Origin of the sequence: Paracoccus litorisediminis (assembly GCF_009711205.1) — a bacterium.
Lineage (GTDB): Bacteria > Pseudomonadota > Alphaproteobacteria > Rhodobacterales > Rhodobacteraceae > Paracoccus > Paracoccus litorisediminis.
In genome coordinates, this window is record NZ_WMIG01000018.1 from 68,678 (window position 1) to 88,531 (window position 19,854).

Here is a 19,854-nt window from a genome sequence, read left to right on the forward strand (position 1 = left end):
CTGTGGCAGAATGGCGCTACGATCAATCAATCGCTTGCAAGTTTCCAAAGTTTCCGGATTATCCGAAGCGTCACGAGTACGTTACCGTAACAAGCCGTTTCCTTCGCCTTTGCTTCAGTCTTTTCTGGAACAGGAAAACTGGAATGTCAGACGGGTTGTCGAGTTCGATCCCTGAGCCAGAAATCCGCGCGGAGCTTGAACGCATCCTTGCGTCCTCGGATTTTCAGGCTTCGGCAAGGAACCGCCGCTTTCTGCGCCACGTCGTCGAGGAAACCCTGCTTGGCCGGGGGGGGCGGATCAAGGCCTATAGCATCGCGACCAGCGTCTTTGGCCGCCCGGATGATTTCGATCCCCTGCAGGATTCCATCGTCCGCATCGAGGCCGCACGCCTGCGCCGCGCCATCGAGCGTTTCTACCTGCTGGAAGGCGACCGACTTGGGGCGCGGATCACCATCCCCAAGGGCACCTATGTGCCCGAATTCTCTCGGCCTCAGTCGCCGGCGGAAGCATCGCCTTTGATCGAGCAGAAAGCACCGCCCGCCACTGAGCCCCTGCAGGATTATGGTCCCCGCATTCTGGTCGAACTGTTCGAGCAGGAAGGCGATCTTGCGAGCTGTCCGACCATCGGGCGCACGCTGACGCGGCAGGTGATTTCGGCACTGACCCGTTTCACCGATCTCTTTGTCTATGGACCTGCCACGGCAGAAGTCGGTGGGGCGGAACATGATCTGCCGATCGATTATCGCCTGTCGGGCACCCTGACCCTGTCCAGGGACCGGCTGCATGCCGATCTGCTGATGAGTCGGCAAATGGATGGCCGCTATGTCTGGGCGCAGACGTTGGATCACCCCTTGGGGGTTGAGCGTGACCCTCAGCAGATCGTCAGCCTGTGCTCCGAGATCGCCGGCCATGTCGTCCGCGTGGTGGCGCTGCGCGACGGTATCCTTGACAGTCAGGCCCGCGAATCCGGTGGTGCCGCGCCACGGCATTTCGCAGGCTACCAGAAATTGCTGGATTTCCACGATTACTGGCGCACCCTCGATCCGGCGCGCTTTGAGCCATTGCGCCTTGACCTTGAGGCGACGATTGCCGCCGATTCAGGCTTTGCCGCAGGTCGCGCCTGCCTGTCGCTGCTTTACGGCAATGCGGCCCGCTTCGGGTATCAGGCCGGTCCGGCGCCGCTGGATCGCGCATTGTCGCTGGCGCGAGAGGCGATCAGGCTCGCACCGAATTCCAGCAAGGCCTATCATGCAAGGGCGGTGGCGGAATGGTTTCTTGGCCAGCCCGAGTCCGCGCTGGCGACCCTGCAGATGGCCCGCGCGCTCAACCCCAATGACCCCGAGTTGATGGCCGAACTGGGCTTTCGCCATGCCAAGCGGATGGTTTGGGAAATCGCCGTGCCGCTGCTGGAGGAAGCCTATCTGCGCAATCCGCTGCAAAGTGGTCAATACCGGATGGGACTGTTCTTTTTCCATTTTGCGCACGACCGGCCCGCCGAGGCATTGCGCGAGGCATTGGCGATCAACGCTCCCGGTATTGGCCATTTCCACCTGGCCAGTTGCGCGGCGCTGTCCGAAATGGGGCGGATCGATGAAGCGCGCGCCTATCTGGCCGAGACGGACCGGCTGGTTCCCGGTCTGCGCGATCGTCTGGTCGAGGACCTGACCTTTCGCCAGATCCATCCCGATCTGATCGCCGCCATCGCCCGCGCCATCGGCCGGGTCGATCCCGGGCCGGGACGCGTCAGGCATCTGCGCCGCCCCCCGGCCAGCTGACAATCGCCGCCTTCTACGTGTTTCAAGATTGCGCTTTACCCATCGCGGTCCGACCAATCAGGCGGTCATTCCACCGGTGCCCATTCCTCGGTCGGGTCGAAAAGCTCGATCTTTGCGGCTTTTTCCAGCGTGTCTTCGCCCAGATCGGTCTGATAGACGATGCCGGGTTCGGCCACGATGAAGCTCATGATGCCGCTGTCGCCATAGGCTGCGGGATAGGCCACGACGGCATGGCCTGAAACCATGTTGCCATTGACCATGTAGCTATAGGCCCCGCCGGGTGCCGCCGGACCCTGACCCTGAAGGATGCGGAAATAGTAGCCCTCATAGGGTTCGGGCTCCCGGTCCTCTCCGTCGCTGCTGAAGCCGGTGAAATTGGCGCGGGCAAGACTTTCGTCAAAGGGACTGGGCGGCGAGTCGGGGTCGTCTGCCCAGAAAAGCCCGTCATGCTGGCCCGGCGTGGACAGGATCGACGCGGCGAACTCCATTACCCCGTCGCCGTCATAGTCGGTCTGACGAAAGCTTGCCTGAACTTCATGGGCGCGGCGCAGCAGGCCGATGACCTCAAGCTCATTCCGACCGATGCGCCGCGCCAAGACCTCCTCGCGCGCGCTTTCGGCGTCAAAGCTCCAACCGGTGTCGCCTTTGACCAGATCGGCCGGAAAGGGCCACATCTCGCGCCCGGCCAGCAGCGTCATCCGGCCGTCGCCCGCAGGTTCCAGCCGGTGGATCGCATGCATGTCGTCAAGGAATTCGCGCCAAACCACGCGATCCTCTTCGGCGTCTCCGGTTGAGACCACGTCTTCGGCCTCGGGGCCGAAAATCTGCAGGACCGCCGCCTTGTCCTTGGCCTCAAGCGCCGAGACAAGCGCCGTAACCGCGGCCTCGGGCGTGTCGAAATATTGCGGCGCGGCCCAGGCACCCGGTGCCGTGCCGATGAGCAGGGCGAGTGTGGAAATGATGCGTTTCATCTTCTTCCTCCCCGACCGCCGCCGCGGCCGCCCATGCTGCTGCGCCCGCGATGGCTTGCCGCCGAGGGGCGTGGCCCGCTGGGTTTCTTGAACGCGTTCGGACGGCTCTGGGTGGCGCGCGCCTTGGGCATCTTTTGCGCCGAGGGCCGAGACGCATGGCTCGCGCGCTGCCCCGAGGGGCGTGCGCCCGCGCTTGGCCGATTGGCTGCGGGCTTGGCCTGCCGCACCGGCTGCTTGCGGTTCGCGGCGGCCTGACCGGTCTTTTTCTTGGCGGCCTTGAGATTGGCGGGTTTCGCCCCCGAGGCTTTGCGTGCCTCGATCTTTTTCTTGGCGGCATCGCGGTTTGCCGGGGTGGCCAGCGGCTTCTGGTTCGGACGGTTGCCTGCCCGATCACCGACGGCCTGACGGACATCGCCCCGGTCGATCTGGGCGCGATTGGCCGCACCGATACTGACCCGTTCGCCGCCGCCGATCCGGTCGCGGTCTATGTTGACCTTGTCGCGGTCGATATTGATATCGCCCCGGTCGATATTGCGGTCGCCGCGATCGATGGTGATGTCGCCGCGATCCCAGTCGATATCGTCATCGACATCCCAGCCATGCCAATCATCATCGTCGAAGATCTCGTCAAGGATCACCGCGCCGCCCAGCAGCACGCCGCCGGTCACCAGAATGTCGTCCCAGTCGGTGCCGTCGTCATAGCCGTAATTGTAGCCATAGTGGTAATTGGGCGCGGTCGAGGCAGGGATCGGGGTCGAATAGACCACATTGCTGTCATAGGTTGGGACATAGACTACGCCGGGATCTGCCGGGGCGATCTGGATCTTGTCATTGACCTTTTCGACCTTCTGGACTGGGCTATCGGCAAGATAGCCCATTTTCTCGGCCTTGCCCCGCAGGCGCTGGATCGAGGCCAGCACGTCATCGGTCTGTCCGACCACGGCCTCACCAGCCTGCTCGGTCCAGTCCATATTGTCGCTCATGCGGGTAATCACGTCGGGAAAGCCGGCGGCAAGCTCGCGTACGCTGTCGTCCCAAGGCTCGGCCGAAGCCAGTTTGGCGCGTTCCTTGTCGGGTGTGTCGGCATTGTCCTCGACGAAGTTTCCGGCTTTGGCCACGTCCAGCGGAAAGGTCGTGGCAACCAGAGTCGGGGTCAGCAACTGATCCGGGAACAGCGCGACCGGCCCGAACAGCGTGTCGAGTTCGTCGGGCGAAAGCGTGCCCTCGGCCGCGATCGCGGCCTGCATCGCCGGTGAGGGCGTCGCACCCTGCGCACCGCTGGCGCAGGGGATGGTCAACGTCATTCCGACCGCAAGGCTTTCCGGTTTACCGCCCAGCACATCCCGGTTTGCATCAAGGATGAGGCCGTAAAGATTGGGGTCGCCATAGGCGCGGGTCGCGAGCTTGCTCAGCGTCTCGCCGCTGGCAACCACATGCGGGTTGCCGCAGGTCAGGGCGTCCTGTGCCAGCAATGGTGGGGCGGTTGCAGACAGCATCAGGCCTGCCGCAAGGCCGCGGCGCAGGGCAATCTGATGTTGGCTCGAAATACGAAAGCGCCGGGTGGTTCTACGAGACATAATCGGCCTCCATCCCGGACCCCGCGACCTTGCGCGAGAATCCCCTGTGAATGCTAATCCAGCCAAGTGTGGCTGAGAAGTGTTTTTACTCAAAGGATTTTCACAATTTCAGTCGATGATGTGGTAGCCGCCGTCGATATAGATGGTTTGGCCGGTGATCAGCCGCGCCGCGTCATGGGCAAGGAAGGCCACCGCCGCCCCGACATCGTCGATGCCGACCAGTTCGCGGGCCGGTGCCTTGCGTTCGGCCTTGGCTAGAAGTTCATCGAACTCCGGAATTCCCGAGGCGGCGCGGGTGGCAAGCGGGCCGGGCGAGATTGCATGGACGCGGATGCCTTTGGGGCCAAGCTCGGCCGCCATGTAGCGCACCGCACTTTCCAGCGCGGCCTTGGCGACGCCCATGATGTTGTAATTCTCGACCACCATCTCGGCGCCGTAATAGCTCATGGTGAACATGGCGCCGCCCCTTTTCATCAGCGGTTCGGCCAGATGCGCCATCCGCATGAAGGACCAGCACGAGACCTCCATCGTCTTCAGAAAGCCGTCCAGTGGCGCGTCCGTCACCCGCCCCGCCAGCGTGTCGCGTGGGGCGAAGGCGATGGAGTGGATCAGGTAATCAAGCTCACCCCATTTTGCAGTGATCTCGTCGAATACCGCCTCGACCTGACCGGGGACCAGCATGTCGAGGGGCAGGAAAATCGGTGCCTCGACCTCTTGCGCCAATGGCTCGACGAAGCGTTTGGCCTTGTCGTTCAGGTAGGTCACCGCGACCTCGGCCCCCAGGGCGCGAAAGGCGCGGGCGCAGCCCCAGGCGATCGACTGATCATTGGCGATGCCGACGATCAGGCCCTTCTTGCCTTCGAGCAGCTTGGCCTGAGCAAGGGGAAGGGTCATGTCGGCGCTCCTTCTGGTTCGATCAGGGCGAGGGTATGGCGGGCGATCATCAGTTCCTCGTCGGTCGGAATGACATGGACCGCGACGCGGCTTGCCGGGGTTGAGATCAGGGTTGCCCCGGCGGCATTCGCCTTGGGGTCCATTTCGACCCCAAGCCAGCCAAGGGTCTGGGCAATACGGGCACGGATGGGGGCCGAGTTTTCACCGATGCCCGCCGTGAAGACGAAGGCATCAAGCCCGCCAAGCGCCGCCGCCAGCATTCCCGCGTTCAATCCACAGCGATAGGCGAAGTGGTCGATGGCGAAGGCTGCCTCGGGCGCATCGCTGGCCAGCAATTCGCGCATGTCGCTTGAAATTCCCGACAGGCCCTTCAGTCCCGAGCCGCGATAGAACAGGTCGGTGACCTGATCCGCGCTCATCCCCCGCTGCGAGATCAGGTAAAGCACCACGCCCGGATCGACCTGACCCGGACGCGTTCCCATCGGCAGACCGTCCAGCGCGGTAAAGCCCATCGTGCTTTCGACGCTGCGCCCCGCCCTTATCGCGCACATCGAGGCGCCGCTGCCCAGATGTGCGACGATCACCCGGCCTGCAGCAGCCTGCGGCGCGATCTCGCGCAGGCGCTCGGCGACATATTCATAGGAAAGACCGTGAAATCCGTAACGCCGCACCCCCTCATCATAATAGGCGCGGGGAATGGCATATCGGTCGGCAACCTGAGGATGGTCGCGATGGAAGGCCGTGTCAAAACAGGCCACCTGCGGCACGTCTGGATTGATCTGCATGGCCAGCCGGATCGGGGCGAGATTGTTCGGCTGATGCAGCGGCGCGAGATCCTGATATTCTGCGAGCCGGTCAAGGATCGCGTCGTCGATCAGCACCGGGGCCGCGAAGTCCGGCCCGCCATGCACGACCCGATGGCCGATGGCGCGCAGTTGCAACCCTTCAAGCGTGCGCAGCCATGACCGGGTTTCAGCGATCGCGGCGGGCAGATCAGGGACCTCCTTGGGTCCATAGCTTCGGTCGAGGATCACGGCCCCGTCCGAGGCGGTGGCGCGCAAATGGGGTCGAACGCCGATCCCGTCCAGCTGGCCGCGGATTTTCCGGATCAGCGCGGAGTCCTCGATGGTGAAGACCTGAAACTTCAGGCTGGACGAGCCTGCGTTGACGACAAGGATTGCGCCCTTCATTCGGCAGCCACCTTGGGTTTGCCCTTGCGGCGCGACTCGGCATCCAGCGCGGCCACGGCACAGGAGGCGAGACGCGTCCGCACCGAATCCGCGCGTGAGGTCAGGATGATCGGCACGCGGGCTCCCAGCACCACCCCAGCGGCATCGGCATGGGACAGGAAGCTGAGATTTTTGGCCAGCATGTTCCCGGCCTCAAGGTCGGGGACGACCAGAACCTGCGCCCTTCCCGCGACCGGTCCACCAATGCCCTTGATCCGTGCCGCCTCGGGGTCTATGGCATTGTCGAAGGCCAGCGGCCCTTCCAGCAACCCACCGGTGATCTGGCCGCGCTCGGCCATCTTGCACAAAGCCGCGGCCTCGATGGTCGAGGGGATCTTGCCGGTCACCGTCTCGACCGCCGACAGGATCGCCACGCGCGGTTCGGTCATGCCAAGCGCATGCAGCAGGTCGATGGCGTTCTGGACGATGTCGCGCTTGGTTTCCAGATCGGGAAAGATGTTGATGGCGGCATCGGTGATGAACAGCGTGTCGGCATGACCGGGCACGTCCATGACAAAGACATGGCTGATGCGGCGGTCCGTGCGCAGCCCGGTCGCCGAGGAGGTGACCGCCCGCATGAATTCATCGGTATGAAGGCTGCCCTTCATCAGCACCTCGCCCTTGCCCTCGCGGATGAGGGCGACGGCCATGTCAGCGGCGGCATGGCTATGCGGGACATCGATGATTTCGATGCCGTTCAGGTCAATGTCATGCTGGGCGGCGACGGCGCGGATCTTTGGCTCGGGACCGACCAGCAGGGGGGTGATCAGCCCTTCGCGCCCGGCCTCGATGGGGCCGCGCAGCGAGGTTTCGTCGCAGGGATGGGCGACGACGGTCACGACATCGCGGGTCTCGCGCGCCCGCGCAATCAGCAGGTCGTATTTCGAGGGCGTATGCGCATCGGTTTCGGTCACGATACTCTCCTCAGGAGGTTTCTAATCCAGTTCCATCTCGGGGATGTCGCCCTCGATGATCAGATGGGCGGCGGTGGCGGCAAGGATCTGTTCAATACTGACGCCCGGCCCGCGTTCCCGCAGTTCAAGGCCGCTTTCGGTCGGGCGGATCACCGCCATCTCGGTCACGATCAGGTCGACGCGACGTTCGGCGGTCAGGGGCAGGGTGCATTCGGGCAGGATCTTGGGCTCGCCCTTGGCGCTGTGCAGCATGGCGACCACGACGCTGCGCGCGCCCGCGACCAGATCCATGGCCCCGCCCATGCCGGGCACCATCCGGCCCGGCACCATCCAGTTCGCAAGATGCCCCTTTTCATCGACTTGCAGGCCGCCCAGCACGGTCATGTCCAGATGCCCGCCCCGGATCAGGCCAAAGCTCATGGCGCTGTCGATCGAGGCAGCGCCCGGAACCGCGGTGACAAAGCCGCCCCCTGCATCGGTCAGGCTTTTCTCGGCCATGCCCTCGGGTGGGCGGGCGCCCAGACCGATGACGCCATTCTCGGCCTGAAAGAACACGTCGATGCCTTCGGGGACGTAATTCGCGACAAGGCTTGGCAGGCCGATACCCAGGTTGACCAATGTGCCGGGGCGGATTTCGCGGGCGACGCGGCGGGCGATGATTTCCTTGGCGTCCATCATGGTGCTGTCCCCAGAAGATGATCGACCAGCACACCCGGCGTCTTGACCGCATCGGGCGGGATCATGCCCACGGGAACGATATGTTCGGGCTCGGCAATCACCGTGGCCGCTGCCATCGCCATGATCGGATTGAAGTTATGCGCGGTCAGCAGATAGCTTAGATTGCCGGCGTAATCGGCGTGGTGACAGGCCAGCAGCGCGTAATCGCCCCGGATCGGACGTTCCAGCAGGAAACGCTGGCCGTCGACCTCGACGATCTGCTTGCCCTCCTCGACCGGGGTACCAAGGCCGGTCGCGGTCAGCACCCCGCCCAAGCCGTAGCCCGCAGCGCGGATGCGCTCGACCAGCGTGCCCTGTGGGACCAGTTCGACCTGCATCTCTCCGGCCATCATCTTCTGCTGTGCCAAGGGGTTCAGGCCGATATGCGACACGATGGCGCGGCTGACCTGACCCGATACGACCAGCTTTCCCACCCCCTTTTCGGGGGTGCAGAGGTCGTTGCAGATGATGGTCAATCCGCCGGTGCCACGTGCAAGGATCGCGTCGATCAGCCGATGCGGAGAGCCAACGCCCATGAAGCCCCCGACCAGCAGGACCGCGCCTTCCTCGATCATCTCGGCGGCGGCCTCGGGCCGGAGCGCAGCCTTCATGCCGAGGGTTCCGGTTTGGGCTTGCCGCGAGGCTTCGTCGGTCTGGCCGGCTTCTTGGGGGCAGCGGCTTCAGGCGCTGCTGTCTTGGGGGGCGACAAAGGGGAATCTCCCAGCCCGAACAGTTCGGCCAGATGGCGCAGGCGTACGGCGACCTCGCCATCGGGTTCGGCGGCGGCGGACAGAACCGTGTCCAGCATCTCCAGACCGGCGCGACGTTCGGCCTCGCTTGTCGGCAGCAGTTTCGGCAGGGCGGCCATGGCGGCATCCTCGTCGATCAGCAGCATGAAGAACTGCTCGCGCAGCATCTTGCGGAAATCGTCGAAACTTTGTCGGCTCAGCTCGGGGTTGGCACGGCAGAACCGGCGCACGGCCTCAAAGCTGCGCTCGTCCACGCCGCCGCGCGGTGCGCCTGCATAGAAAAGCGAGCGGGCAAGGGCCTCGCGCATTCCGCCGCGCCCCATTCCGCCACGCAATTCGGCAATGCGAAGGGCGACATTGTGGTCATGCATCGGGCTTTTCGCGGCCTTGCGCTTGGGCCGGTCGCTTTGGTCCACGCCAAGCGCCGATTGCAGGACCTCGCGACCGTAAAACTTCATGAAGCTTTCCTCGGCCCAGCGTTCACTGGTCTGGCGCAGGGTCTCAAACCCCGCCACGATCTGGCTTGAGACCTGCTCCTGCAAGGCAAGGAAGGGGTTCGCGGGCGAGACGGACTGGCGGGTTTCACGCACACGTTCGGCCATGGCCTTGGTCCAGCCGGTCAGCGGGTTCCATGGGCCAAGCATTTCGTATTGCAGGCGCATCGGATGCAGATGCTGCATGATGTCGGGCATGCCCGGCGGCACCATCGCCCGCACGAAGGGCTGGGCAAAGGTGCGATACATCGCAAGGTTCATCTCGGAGAGCCGCGCGGCGGCGTCAAAGCGCCGATCATCCTCGGGGTCATTGCTGCCAAGCGCGCGGATATCGTCAAGCGTACGGGCCTCGCAGCGCATCACCCATTCGCCTTGCACAAGTTCGGGATGCAACTCGGCTTCGTCCTTCGGCTCCAGCACGGCTTCATACAGGCCGGGCGGCAGCAGATCGAGCATGTCGATATTCGAGGCGAATTGCTGATGCTCTTTCCGCGCCACCCCGGACGAAACGAAAATGCCCAGATGACCGATCTTGTCATGAACGGTATAGACGATGGTCTGGCCAAAGGCGCGTATCTCATCGACGCTGTCGTAAAGATCCAGAATCCAGTCCAGCGCCTGCTGCGGCGGGGTGATGTTGTCGCCTTTGGAGCAAAAGACCACGATCGGGGCGCGGATATTTCGCAGATCGATCGCCGTGCCCTCGCTGGTGCGGATTTCGCCCGAGGACAGGCGGTTGCCGACGAACAGCTCATCGACGATGAACTGCATTTCCTCGGCATTCAGCAGAACATGGCCGCCCCACCATTTTTCGAAACCCAGATAACGCGCCGCCTCGCTGTCGATTTTGGACCAGAGGTTGTATTGCTTGGTCCAATAGGTGTTGGCGGGGTTCTGGTTCTCGAAATTCTGAACCAGCCACGCGCCGTCAAAAACCCCGCCGCCAAGGTCGCTGGTCAGGGCGGTCAGCCAGCTTCCGCCCAGAAGCCCGCCGGAATAGCGCATCGGATACTGTCCCCGGATGCCCGCCCAGTAGGACAACGGCGTGCCGGCAAGGATGATCGGGCCGAATAGCTCAGGGTAAAGCGCCGCAACCATCATCACCGACCAACCGGCCTGACAATTGCCGATGACACAGGGCTTGCCTTCGGATTGCGGGTGCCGGGCAATCACTGCGCGCAGGAACTGCGCTTCGGCATGGACAATGTCCTCAATCGTCTGGCCGGGGATCGGGTTGGGCAGGAAGCCGATGAAATAGCAGGGATGACCCGCCTTCATCGCAACCCCGATCTCGCTGTCGGCCTTGAAGCCGCCAATGCCGGGGCCGTGGCCCGCGCGGGGATCGATCACGACAAAGGGGCGCTTGCGGGGATCGGGTTCATTGCCCGGTTTCGGCAGGATGCGTCCCATCAGGTAATTCACCGGCCGCTCAAAGCTGCGGCCGTCAAGGATCAGCTCGGCTTTGTAATCCAGGACATGCGGAATATCCTGCGCGGCATGTTCACGATATTGCTCGGACCGTTCGCGCATTACGTCCATGTAAAGGACCGAGCGTTGCCAAGCATCGATCATATAAGCCGCCGCCGCCGAGGGCAGCGCCCATGCCGGCTCTGTGGGGGTGGGGGCGGGCTTGGAATTGGTCCGTTGTGTCATGTCGCTCTCCATGACTGAGGCTGGGGCAAGGCGGCCCATGCGGGCCAAGCAGTTCCAAAAGCGCGGCCTCCCGGATTTTAGCCGCGATGCAGCAATCTGATCCAGACCGGCGGCGTTAATTACTGTAAACTACCTGCCGAGCCGAGCCGGACTGCTACGTAATGCGGCATCTTCCCGAGGATTCGCCTGACCGCAGGCTAACAGCATTTCCTGACAAATCCAGCGCAAGGAGAAACAGGGCCATGACCCAATCCGACCCCAAAGCTGCCGTCCCGACCGCCGATGAGCTGCGCCTGCTGCATCTGCAAAAAGAACTGGAGGAAATGGAGCGCCGCGCCAAGCTTCTCGACACCGAGCGTCAGGAGCGCGCCCGTGCTGCCGAGGAATTCCTCAAGGGCGAGGTCACTGACCGTGAACGCGAATTGATCCGTCGCCTTGTCATGAATGCGGTCGAGAAGGGCCAGTTCGAGGTGATGGTCTACAGTTTCCCCTCGAAGCTTTGCACCGATAACGGCCGGGCCATCAACAATGCCGAACGTGATTGGCCCGAGACGCTGCAAGGCAAGGCGCGGGATTTCTACGACCGGTTCAAGGCAAATCTGCAGCCCAAGGGCTACAAGCTGAAAGCCATGATCATCAACTTTCCCGATGGCATGCCCGGAGACGTCGGCTTCTACCTGGATTGGGCGCCGAAGGCGGTGTGATTGCGGCCTGAGCCGATGTGTGTGTGGTCCCTTTCAGGGACCGACGCGCGCATCATTACCCTTCGATAGACCTCGCTGGCTGTCCATTCGGCCTCGCCAAGTCGGCCTCCGGTCTGGCAGTGACTGCCCGATGGCATATGGATCAAGCCGTGGCAGGCTCTCCGGTTTCCGCGCCACTGCGGCCTGCATCACTTTCGCTGGGTCTGTCGCGGTATAGAGGATGCCAATACGTTCACCGGCAAAGCAAGTGCTGGTCGACCGCCATGAGCCCGAAACAGCTCGCGCAGCGCCTGAAGATGCCAAAGGACAAACATCTCGGAGCAGTTGCGCGTGGATGACGAGGGGGCAACCTCGCTGCCAGCGGATTGGATCGGTTCATGACGCTGTGCCGGCTCGGGCATCTTCTGAAGGCAAGAGTACGAGATTAGTGTCCCGAACCAGGGAGGTTCTTATACGGGTCGATTTCTGCGCCGACTGCCGCACGTTGGCTTGGGTAAAGACGCCACCGATTTCGACGGAAAATAGCGGGCAACAAACATCGTTGATGTTTCTCAGCGAGTCCCTTTAGGCGACAGAGTAGACAGATTCCTACCCTTCTCGCCAAGCCACAGCCCGATCAGCATCATTGGCAAAAATACGATTGCTCCCGGCGCGAGAAGTGGCAGTGCGACCCAAGCCGGACCGGGGCAGAAGCCACCTATTCCCCAGCCGATCCCAAACAGCGCCGCGCCAAGGACAAGAGGCCGGTCGATTTGCGTGCTTGATGGCAGATCGAAGCGATCAGAAAACACCGGCGTGCTTTTGCGCCACACCATCCGATAGCCGAGAAAGGTGACCAACAAGGCTCCGCCCATGACGAAGCCGAGGCTAGGATCCCATGACCCCGCCAGGTCGAGGAAGTTCAGCACTTTCGCCGGGTTCGCCATTCCGGAGAGGACAAGGCCAAGGCCAAAGAGAAGACCGCTTGCGAAGCCAAGAAGGTGTCGCATCAGGCGCCTCCAAGAACATGGCGCAGGACAAACACCGTAGCGAAGCCTGCGGCCATGAAGGTCACGACCGCGACGAACGAGCGGCGCGACAATCGTGCCAATCCGCAGACACCGTGACCTGAAGTGCAGCCCGAACCAAGCCCGGTCCCGAAACCCACGAGCAGTCCTGCGACCGCCATGGCGAGAAGGTTGCTCGACACCGTCTGCTCGATTGCGCCGCCAACGAGACGATAGATCACAGGCGCGGCAATGAGACCGAGAACGAAGGCAAGTCTCCAGTCGCGTTCTTGGGGTGCATTTCCAGTCGGTGCCATCGCCCCGATGATCGACTTGGTAATCCCGGAAATACCCGCAATCTTTCCGAATAGCGCCATCACGATGACCGCGCTGAGCCCGATCAGCATCCCGCCTGCCAGAGAAACCCAAGGCGTGAAATCTGTCACGATTGTTGGACCCATGCGAACCCTCCAAAGGCATGCGGCAGGCGGCTTACCCTCGCATCGCTATCACGCCATATATTATCTATAGCTAAATAATGTAATTCTAAAGCAATGGCGTCCCTTTCGCCGCCAGGGAAAAATGGGCCGAACATGTTGCTGAGCGCCTGTCGTAGGTCGCTAACGCCAAGCGCCTGATAGTCCTTTGTGACCTGATTAACGGTTGAGCCAGCCTGCCCTGAGTCAGCACCTTGCCCGACGTCGTGAGGCGGGAATGGTTGCAACGCGGCGCGAGGCGCAGACCGTTTACTATCGCATCGCTGACCCCGATTTCCGAAATCTTGATGACGGCGCTTTCGGGACATTCTGCCGGGAAAGGTAAATCTCAGACACCTCCAAGCTGGGTGACGCGGATGCTGTTCGTCGTGCCCGGCACGCCAAAGGGAAAGCCGCAGACCACGATGACGCTTTGCGCGACATGGCCGATGCCAAGGGCAAGGACGGCTTCTTCGGCAAGGATCGGAACGGTGTCATGATCCGCGATCTCGGCGGCGAGCTTGGGACGGATGCCCCAGACCAGCGCCATGCGGCGGGCGACCTCGGGGCTGGCAGTCAACAGCACGGTGGGGCGCGCCGCCCGACGCGAGGCGATGCGGCGACCTGAAGCCCCGGTCGAGGAAAAGGCCACAATGGCGGGAACCGACAGGGCGTTGGCCAGGTCCACTGCCGCTCCGGCGATGGCACGGTTCGGCGTGTCGGCATGGGGCGCGCTGGTCTGCATCGAGGCTGCGTAGAAGGGATGAGCCTCGGTGCGGCGAATGATCCGGTCCATCATCGCCACCGCCTCAAGCGGGAACAGACCCGAGGCGGTTTCGGCCGAAAGCATCACGGCATCCGCACCGTCATGGATGGCATTGGCCACGTCCGAGGCTTCGGCCCGTGTCGGCGTGGGGGTCGAGATCATCGATTCCAGCATCTGGGTCGCGACGATGACCGGACGATCCTGTTGGCGGCAAAGGCGGATGATCTCTTTCTGGCGGCCGGGAACCTCCTCGGGCGGAATCTCGACGCCCAGATCACCCCGCGCGATCATGACCGCATCGGATTCGGCGACGATCCGCGGCAGGTCCAGAAGCGCCGAGGGCTTTTCGATCTTGGCGATAAGCCCGGCACGGCCACGGATCAGCTCCTTGACCTCGACAAGATCCTCGGCCCGCTGCACGAAGGAGAGTGCGACCCAGTCGACACCAAGGGACAGGCCGAATTCCAGATCGGCGCGGTCCTTTCCGGTTAGGGCAGGCAGCGCGACGACGGTGTCGGGCAGGTTCACCCCCTTGCGGTCCTGCAGCTTTCCGCCCGCCACCACACGGGTCGAGATGCTTTCGGCCTCATGCGAGGTGACCACAAGCCGGATGCGGCCATCATCGACCAGCAGCGTATCGCCGGGCCGGATGGCGGCGAAAATCTCGGGATGGGGCAGGGGGATTTCGTCAGGGGCGCAGGTCGTACCCAGCCGCAGGATCAGGCTTTGCCCGGCCAGCAAGTCTCGCGGGCCGCCCGGCACCTGACCGATGCGGATCTTGGGGCCCTGCAGGTCCTGCAGGATGCCGATGGGCTGATCCAGCTCGGCCTCAAGGGCGCGAATGGCGTCGAAGGCCCGCCGGTGGTCGTCATGGCTGCCATGGCTGAAATTCAGCCGGAAGGTATCGACGCCGGCAAGGAACAACTGGCGCAGCATCCGGGGAGCATGGCTCGCCGGGCCGACCGTTGCCACGATCTTGGCGCGGCGGTCGCGCAGTTGCGGGGGCGTCATGGATGTATTGAGGATCATGGGATGAAAACCGCCCGGAAGTCGTTGACATTGGTAAGGGTGGGGCCGGTTCGGACCAGATCGCCGATCCGGTCGAACAGGCTGTAGCTGTCATGGCCGCGCAGGATCGCGCGCGGGTCCAACCCGGCGGCGCGGGCGCGGGTCAGCGTGTCAGGGGTGATGATCGCACCAGCTGCGTCCTCGGTCCCGTCGATGCCGTCCGTGTCGCAGGCCAAGGTATGGATGCCGGTCTGCCCGTCCAGCGCCAAGGCCATGGACAGCAGGAATTCGGTATTGCGCCCGCCGCGGCCCGGTTTGACGTCCCCGATGTATACGGTGGTTTCGCCGCCCGAAAGCAGCACCGCCGGGCCTGCGACGGGATGGCCATGCAGGGCAGCACTCCGGGCGATCCCGGCCATGACCTGTCCCGTGGTGCTGGCCTCACCCTCAAGCGCATCGCCAAGGATCAGCGGCGTGATCCCTGCCGCGTGGGCCAGCTTTGCGGCCGCCTCAAGCGCCATCTGTGGTGTCGAGATCAGCCGGTAATCGGCCGCGAAGGCCGGGATCGGCTTGGGCGCGGCCAGCAGCAATTGTCTTGCCGCGACCGGCAGATCCGGGCCCAGCTGATCCACGATCTCCGAGAGGTCTGCACCGCCATCCGGATCATGGACCGTCGGACCCGAGGCGATGGCCAGCGGGTCGTCCCCCGGCACGTCCGAGATGGCCAGTGTCACCACCCGTGCAGGTGCCGCCGCCAGCGCCAGACGACCGCCCTTGACGGCGGACAAGCGCCGCCGCACCCGGTTCATCACCGAGATCGGCACCCCCGAGGCCAGAAGCAGGCGGTTGACCTGCATTTTCTCCTCAAGCGTCAGCCCCGGCGCAGGGGCGGTCATCAAGGCCGAGCCCCCGCCCGAGATCAGCGCCAGCACCAGATCATCCGGTCCAAGCCCGCTGACCGCCTGCAGGATGCGTTTTGCGGCCATTGCCCCATTCGCGTCGGGAACGGGATGCGCGGCCTCGATCACCTCGATCCTTTCGGTCGGAACGCCATGGCCGTAGCGGGTCACGACCACGCCCGACAGATCGACATCGGGCCACGCCATTTCGACTGCGCGGGCCATGGCGGCGGCGGATTTCCCGGCACCGACGACGACAACACGACCGCGCGGCAATTCGGGAAGGTGACGCGCGACCGTCTGCGCCGGGTCGGCGCTGTCCACTGCCGCAGCAAAAAGCTGCAGCAGCAGATCGCGGGCAGAAAGGTTCAGATCGCGCATCACCCGACCGCCTCAGCCGATCGCGGCGACGGTGCGGCGCGCGCTGTCCGTCACCTGCTGCGTGACATCGTTTGCGCCACGGATAGCCGCGCAAACCGCGTCCGTCACCTGCTGCGTATTGGCGGTTCCGCCGACATCGGGGGTCATCACACCTTGCGCACAGACCTGCTCGACCGCCTTCAGCAGGCGGGCCGCCGCATCCGCTTCGCCCAGATGTTCCAGCATCTGCGCGGCGGTCCAGAAGGTCGCGACCGGGTTGGCGATGCCCATGCCGGTGATGTCGAAGGCGGAACCATGGATCGGCTCGAACATCGAGGGGAAGCGGCGCTCGGGGTCGATATTGCCGGTCGGGGCGACGCCAAGGCTGCCTGCCAGCGCACCGGCAAGGTCCGACAGGATATCGGCATGCAGGTTGGTCGCGACGATGGTATCCAGGCTTTGCGGGTTCTTGACCATGCGCACGGTCATCGCGTCGACCAGCATCTTGTCCCAGCTCACGTCGGGGAATTCCTGCGCGACCTCGGCCGCGATTTCGTCCCACATGACCATGCCGTGGCGCTGCGCGTTGGACTTGGTCACCACCGTCAGCAGCTTGCGCGGGCGGGACTGCGCCAGCTTGAAGGCATAGCGCATGATCCGGGTCACGCCGACGCGGGTAAAGATCGCGACCTCGGTCCCGACTTCCTCGGGCAACCCGCGATGGGCGCGCCCGCCATGGCCGGAATATTCGCCCTCGGAGTTCTCGCGCACGATCACCCAATTCAGATCGCCCAGGCCGACATTGGCCAGCGGCGATTTGATGCCCGGCAGGATCTTGGTCGGGCGGACATTGGCATATTGGTCGAAGCCTTGGCAGATCGGCAGGCGCAGGCCCCAAAGCGTGATGTGGTCGGGGACGTCCGGCGCACCCACCGCACCGAAGAAAATCGCGTCAAAGGCCTTGAGTTGGGCCGGCCCGTCCTCGGGCATCAGGGCGCCGGTCCGCTTGTAGCGATCCGAGCCCCAGTCGAAGCTGGTGACGTCCAGTTGGAAGCCGCCGTCACGCTCGGCCAATGCTTCCAGCACTTGCAGCCCGGCATCGATCACTTCGGGGCCGATGCCATCGGCGGGAATGGCGGCGATCTTGTAGGATTTCATGGTCAGGGTTCCTTGCAGAAAGGTCAAAGATTGGCCGTGGCGGTGGTGCGCGCCCGGCGCGCCGTCCCGGCGATGATCAGGGTGACGATGGCCGACAGGATCAGCAGCGCGCCCACGAAATAGAGGCCCCATTCAAAGCTGCCGGTGCTTTGCTTGATCAGCCCGATTGCATAGGGGCCGACGAAGCCGCCCAGGTTGCCCAGCGAGTTGATCGTGGCGATGCCGGTCGCCGCAGCCGAGCCCGACAGGAACATGGTCGGCATGCTCCATAGCGGCGGTTTGGCGGCGCTGACCCCGGCATTGACCGCCACCAGCGCGATGACCACCGCAACCAGAGAGACGGCGAAGCCCGCAAAGAACAGGCCGATACCCGCGGCCGTGCAGGCCAGCGCCACATGCCAGGTCCGTTCATTCGTGCGGTCGGAATGGCGCGACCAGGTGTACATGGCGATCACCGCAAAGATCGGCGGGATGGCATTGACGAAGCCGGTCTGGAACGAGGTCAGGCCCATGCCATGCAGCATTTGCGGCGCCCAGATCCCCAGCGTGTAAAGCCCGGCCGAGGTCCCGAAATAGACCAGCGACAGTGCCAGCACGCGGGGATCGGTCATGCCCTTCAGGATGGAATGGCTTGCCCCGGCGCGATCCTTGGCGGCGCGCTCGGCATTCATCGTGTTCGACAGCCAGTCGCGCTCCTCGGCATTCAGCCATTTCGCGTTTTCGGGGCGGTCGGTCATGTAGAACAGGACGACCACGCCCAGCACCAGCGCCGGAACTGCCTCGATCATGAACATCCACTGCCAGCCATGCCAGCCCATCAGCCCGTCCATCTCAAGCAGGATGCCCGAGATGGGCGAGCCGAGCGCGACCGAGATCGGTGCCGCGGCCATGAACAAGGCGGTAACCTGTGCACGAGAGCGAGAAGGGAACCAGTAGCTCAGATACAGGATGATGCCCGGAAAGAATCCGGCCTCGGCCGCGCCCAGCAGGAAGCGCAGGACATAGAAGCTGGTCGGCCCCTGCACAAAGGCCATTGCCCCCGAGATCAGGCCCCAGGTCACCATGACCCGCGCAATCCACAGCCGCGCACCGAAGCGTTCCAGAGCGAGGTTCGAGGGCACCTCGAACAGGAAATAGCCGATAAAGAACAACCCGGCCCCGAAGCCGAAGATTGCGGGTGACAGGCCGATATCCTCGTTCATGTGGATGGCGGCAAAGCCCACATTCACGCGATCAAGGAAAGCGATGAAATAGAGCAGCATGATGAAGGGGATGATGCGCCATGAGATCTTTCTCATGACGCGCTTTTCGAGCGCGTTGCTCATGCGGTCCTCCCGGATATGAAAGCGCTCCTCCGCGCCTTTTGATGAAAATACCGGGAGGTGGCGCCTTTCCTCAATCGTTTGGGGAATATATACTGAAACGATATAATCAATGGAGGCTGGATGGACCTTCGCCAATTGCGCTGCGCCGTCGCAGTCGCCGACGAGATGCATTTCGGCAGGGCTGCGGCGCGGCTGGAAATACTACCTGCCGCATTGGGGCGCATGGTCCGGCAACTGGAGGACGGGCTGGGCGTCCAGTTGTTCGAGCGGACAACCCGTTCCGTCGTCATCACCCCCGAGGGCCTGAAGCTGATCAGGGAAGCCCGTGTCCTCCTGGAGCATATTGACGCGGCAGAGCAGCGCTGGCGCAAGATGGGCCGCAAGGGCAGGCAGGTGCTGCGGCTGGGTGCAATCGATACTGCTGCCAGCGGGCTGATTCCCGGCCTTCTCTCGGCGGTCCACGCCAGTCATCCCGAACTGAAGATTCAGTTGGTGGAGGAACGATCCGCCAAGCTGATACCCCGGCTGCTGGCCGGAAACCTTGATCTGGCGCTGGTCCGACCGGGTCTGATGCCGTTTCACCGACGTCTTCGCGGCCATTTCCTGCTGCATGAAAGCTCGGTCGTCCTGCTGCCCTCTGGCCATCCGCTGACCCGTCTGCAGGAAGTGAACGTCACCGATTTGCAGGACATGCCATTGATCGTGCCGGATCGCCGCTCGCGCCCCCATAGCCACGATTCCGTGCTGGCATTGTTCGAGGGCGAGAATATCCAGCCGAACATCATTCAGAATGCGGATGAAAAGCAGACCATGATGAATATGGTCGCCGCCGGGATCGGGGCAGCCATCATCCCGCGCTGGTGGTCCGCGCTTGCGCCCCGGGGCGTGCAGGTCTGCGAATTGGCGCCCAGCCGGGGCGAGGCGCAAGCCAAATTGCCGCTGCATGTCGTCTGGCCACGCGACATTCGTGATCCCTCACGCGATGCTGTTGTCGAGATCCTGCTGTCGATCATCGACCGCTATGCCGCATCCGCATGACAGTGAACCGGGACTGGTGACGTTGCCCTCCACACCCTGACGGGGCGGCCCCACACATGTCGCCAGAAGGCGGCGTTCCTGCAGCCGCAACCCGGTGATCCGCGATCATGTCGACCGAGGGTCATTCCCGGCGGATGTGGTGATAGTGGCGGACAGGTCTT

At 63.5% G+C, this 19,854-nt stretch carries 17 protein-coding genes; 3 read left to right on the forward strand and 14 right to left on the reverse strand.

Going from position 1 to position 19,854, the window contains the following annotated elements:
- Window positions 1-143: 143 nt before the first annotated feature.
- Window positions 144-1,775 (forward strand): tetratricopeptide repeat protein, encoded by a 1,632-nt coding sequence (locus GL300_RS20800; RefSeq protein ID WP_155041609.1) that lies wholly within the window; start codon window positions 144-146, stop codon window positions 1,773-1,775.
- Between the two features lie 65 nt (window positions 1,776-1,840).
- On the opposite strand, the gene GL300_RS20805 is transcribed toward GL300_RS20800, so the two are convergent.
- The 8 genes from GL300_RS20805 to GL300_RS20840 all read right to left on the reverse strand — a co-directional run bounded on the left by GL300_RS20805 (window position 1,841) and on the right by GL300_RS20840 (window position 10,973).
- Entirely contained in the window at window positions 1,841-2,746 is a 906-nt protein-coding gene (locus tag GL300_RS20805; RefSeq protein WP_155041610.1) for a DUF2950 domain-containing protein, read from the reverse strand.
- Complete coding sequence (locus tag GL300_RS20810; protein ID WP_155041611.1) at window positions 2,743-4,323, reverse strand: DUF3300 domain-containing protein; 1,581 nt, start codon at window positions 4,321-4,323, stop codon at window positions 2,743-2,745. The genes GL300_RS20805 and GL300_RS20810 overlap by 4 nt, the downstream gene beginning before the upstream one ends.
- Before the next feature lie 108 nt (window positions 4,324-4,431).
- On the reverse strand, window positions 4,432-5,217 hold the full coding sequence (gene fabI, locus GL300_RS20815) for an enoyl-ACP reductase FabI (protein ID WP_155041612.1): 786 nt from the start codon (window positions 5,215-5,217) through the stop codon (window positions 4,432-4,434).
- Window positions 5,214-6,407: an acetate/propionate family kinase gene (locus GL300_RS20820; RefSeq protein ID WP_155041613.1), complete on the reverse strand. Its 1,194-nt coding sequence runs from the start codon at window positions 6,405-6,407 to the stop codon at window positions 5,214-5,216. The genes fabI and GL300_RS20820 overlap by 4 nt, the downstream gene beginning before the upstream one ends.
- A complete protein-coding gene (locus GL300_RS20825) occupies window positions 6,404-7,360 on the reverse strand; it encodes a phosphate acetyltransferase (RefSeq protein ID WP_343043147.1) in 957 nt (318 codons plus the stop codon). The genes GL300_RS20820 and GL300_RS20825 overlap by 4 nt, the downstream gene beginning before the upstream one ends.
- 21 nt (window positions 7,361-7,381) lie before the next feature.
- Window positions 7,382-8,035: a 3-oxoacid CoA-transferase subunit B gene (locus tag GL300_RS20830; RefSeq protein WP_155041631.1), complete on the reverse strand. Its 654-nt coding sequence runs from the start codon at window positions 8,033-8,035 to the stop codon at window positions 7,382-7,384.
- Window positions 8,035-8,688 carry a CoA transferase subunit A gene (locus GL300_RS20835; protein ID WP_155041614.1) on the reverse strand — a complete coding sequence of 218 codons (654 nt, stop codon included), beginning with the start codon at window positions 8,686-8,688 and terminating at the stop codon, window positions 8,035-8,037. The genes GL300_RS20830 and GL300_RS20835 overlap by 1 nt, the downstream gene beginning before the upstream one ends.
- The gene (locus GL300_RS20840; RefSeq protein ID WP_211595277.1) at window positions 8,685-10,973 is read right to left on the reverse strand and encodes a DUF3141 domain-containing protein; all 2,289 of its coding nucleotides are present in this window, start codon (window positions 10,971-10,973) and stop codon (window positions 8,685-8,687) included. The genes GL300_RS20835 and GL300_RS20840 overlap by 4 nt, the downstream gene beginning before the upstream one ends.
- A gap of 242 nt (window positions 10,974-11,215) precedes the next feature.
- On the opposite strand from GL300_RS20840, the gene GL300_RS20845 reads away from it, so the two are divergent.
- Window positions 11,216-11,677: a histidine kinase gene (locus GL300_RS20845; protein WP_155041615.1), complete on the forward strand. Its 462-nt coding sequence runs from the start codon at window positions 11,216-11,218 to the stop codon at window positions 11,675-11,677.
- Window positions 11,678-12,228: 551 nt separating this feature from the next.
- On the opposite strand, the gene GL300_RS20850 is transcribed toward GL300_RS20845, so the two are convergent.
- The 6 genes from GL300_RS20850 to GL300_RS20875 all read right to left on the reverse strand — a co-directional run bounded on the left by GL300_RS20850 (window position 12,229) and on the right by GL300_RS20875 (window position 18,655).
- Window positions 12,229-12,666, reverse strand: coding sequence for a DUF6691 family protein (locus GL300_RS20850; RefSeq protein WP_155041616.1), 438 nt, complete (start codon window positions 12,664-12,666; stop codon window positions 12,229-12,231).
- Window positions 12,666-13,124: a YeeE/YedE family protein gene (locus GL300_RS20855; RefSeq protein WP_155041617.1), complete on the reverse strand. Its 459-nt coding sequence runs from the start codon at window positions 13,122-13,124 to the stop codon at window positions 12,666-12,668. Before GL300_RS20855 ends, GL300_RS20850 begins: the two co-directional genes overlap by 1 nt.
- 364 nt (window positions 13,125-13,488) lie before the next feature.
- On the reverse strand, window positions 13,489-14,934 hold the full coding sequence (gene pyk, locus GL300_RS20860; protein ID WP_246195284.1) for a pyruvate kinase: 1,446 nt from the start codon (window positions 14,932-14,934) through the stop codon (window positions 13,489-13,491).
- Window positions 14,931-16,193 (reverse strand): glycerate kinase type-2 family protein, encoded by a 1,263-nt coding sequence (locus tag GL300_RS20865; protein ID WP_155041618.1) that lies wholly within the window; start codon window positions 16,191-16,193, stop codon window positions 14,931-14,933. The genes pyk and GL300_RS20865 overlap by 4 nt, the downstream gene beginning before the upstream one ends.
- A gap of 12 nt (window positions 16,194-16,205) precedes the next feature.
- Window positions 16,206-17,330: a tartrate dehydrogenase gene (locus GL300_RS20870; RefSeq protein ID WP_155041619.1), complete on the reverse strand. Its 1,125-nt coding sequence runs from the start codon at window positions 17,328-17,330 to the stop codon at window positions 16,206-16,208.
- Between the two features lie 23 nt (window positions 17,331-17,353).
- Window positions 17,354-18,655 (reverse strand): MFS transporter, encoded by a 1,302-nt coding sequence (locus GL300_RS20875; RefSeq protein ID WP_155041620.1) that lies wholly within the window; start codon window positions 18,653-18,655, stop codon window positions 17,354-17,356.
- A gap of 120 nt (window positions 18,656-18,775) precedes the next feature.
- Between GL300_RS20875 and GL300_RS20880 the strand changes: the two genes are divergently transcribed.
- Window positions 18,776-19,693 carry a LysR substrate-binding domain-containing protein gene (locus tag GL300_RS20880; RefSeq protein WP_155041621.1) on the forward strand — a complete coding sequence of 306 codons (918 nt, stop codon included), beginning with the start codon at window positions 18,776-18,778 and terminating at the stop codon, window positions 19,691-19,693.
- The last annotated feature ends 161 nt before the right edge of the window (window positions 19,694-19,854 follow it).

Excerpts from the sequence above, each read along its gene's own strand:
- GL300_RS20800 (WP_155041609.1), top strand. The coding sequence starts at position 144 with ATGTCAGACGGGTTGTCGAGTTCGATCCCTGAGCCAGAAATCCGCGCG.
- GL300_RS20805 (WP_155041610.1), bottom strand. The coding sequence starts at position 2,746 with ATGAAACGCATCATTTCCACACTCGCCCTGCTCATCGGCACGGCACCG.
- GL300_RS20810 (WP_155041611.1), bottom strand. The coding sequence starts at position 4,323 with ATGTCTCGTAGAACCACCCGGCGCTTTCGTATTTCGAGCCAACATCAG.
- fabI (WP_155041612.1), bottom strand. The coding sequence starts at position 5,217 with ATGACCCTTCCCCTTGCTCAGGCCAAGCTGCTCGAAGGCAAGAAGGGC.
- GL300_RS20820 (WP_155041613.1), bottom strand. The coding sequence starts at position 6,407 with ATGAAGGGCGCAATCCTTGTCGTCAACGCAGGCTCGTCCAGCCTGAAG.
- GL300_RS20830 (WP_155041631.1), bottom strand. The coding sequence starts at position 8,035 with ATGGACGCCAAGGAAATCATCGCCCGCCGCGTCGCCCGCGAAATCCGC.
- GL300_RS20835 (WP_155041614.1), bottom strand. The coding sequence starts at position 8,688 with ATGAAGGCTGCGCTCCGGCCCGAGGCCGCCGCCGAGATGATCGAGGAA.
- GL300_RS20840 (WP_211595277.1), bottom strand. The coding sequence starts at position 10,973 with ATGACACAACGGACCAATTCCAAGCCCGCCCCCACCCCCACAGAGCCG.
- GL300_RS20845 (WP_155041615.1), top strand. The coding sequence starts at position 11,216 with ATGACCCAATCCGACCCCAAAGCTGCCGTCCCGACCGCCGATGAGCTG.
- GL300_RS20850 (WP_155041616.1), bottom strand. The coding sequence starts at position 12,666 with ATGCGACACCTTCTTGGCTTCGCAAGCGGTCTTCTCTTTGGCCTTGGC.
- GL300_RS20855 (WP_155041617.1), bottom strand. The coding sequence starts at position 13,124 with ATGGGTCCAACAATCGTGACAGATTTCACGCCTTGGGTTTCTCTGGCA.
- pyk (WP_246195284.1), bottom strand. The coding sequence starts at position 14,934 with ATGATCCTCAATACATCCATGACGCCCCCGCAACTGCGCGACCGCCGC.
- GL300_RS20865 (WP_155041618.1), bottom strand. The coding sequence starts at position 16,193 with ATGCGCGATCTGAACCTTTCTGCCCGCGATCTGCTGCTGCAGCTTTTT.
- GL300_RS20870 (WP_155041619.1), bottom strand. The coding sequence starts at position 17,330 with ATGAAATCCTACAAGATCGCCGCCATTCCCGCCGATGGCATCGGCCCC.
- GL300_RS20875 (WP_155041620.1), bottom strand. The coding sequence starts at position 18,655 with ATGAGCAACGCGCTCGAAAAGCGCGTCATGAGAAAGATCTCATGGCGC.
- GL300_RS20880 (WP_155041621.1), top strand. The coding sequence starts at position 18,776 with ATGGACCTTCGCCAATTGCGCTGCGCCGTCGCAGTCGCCGACGAGATG.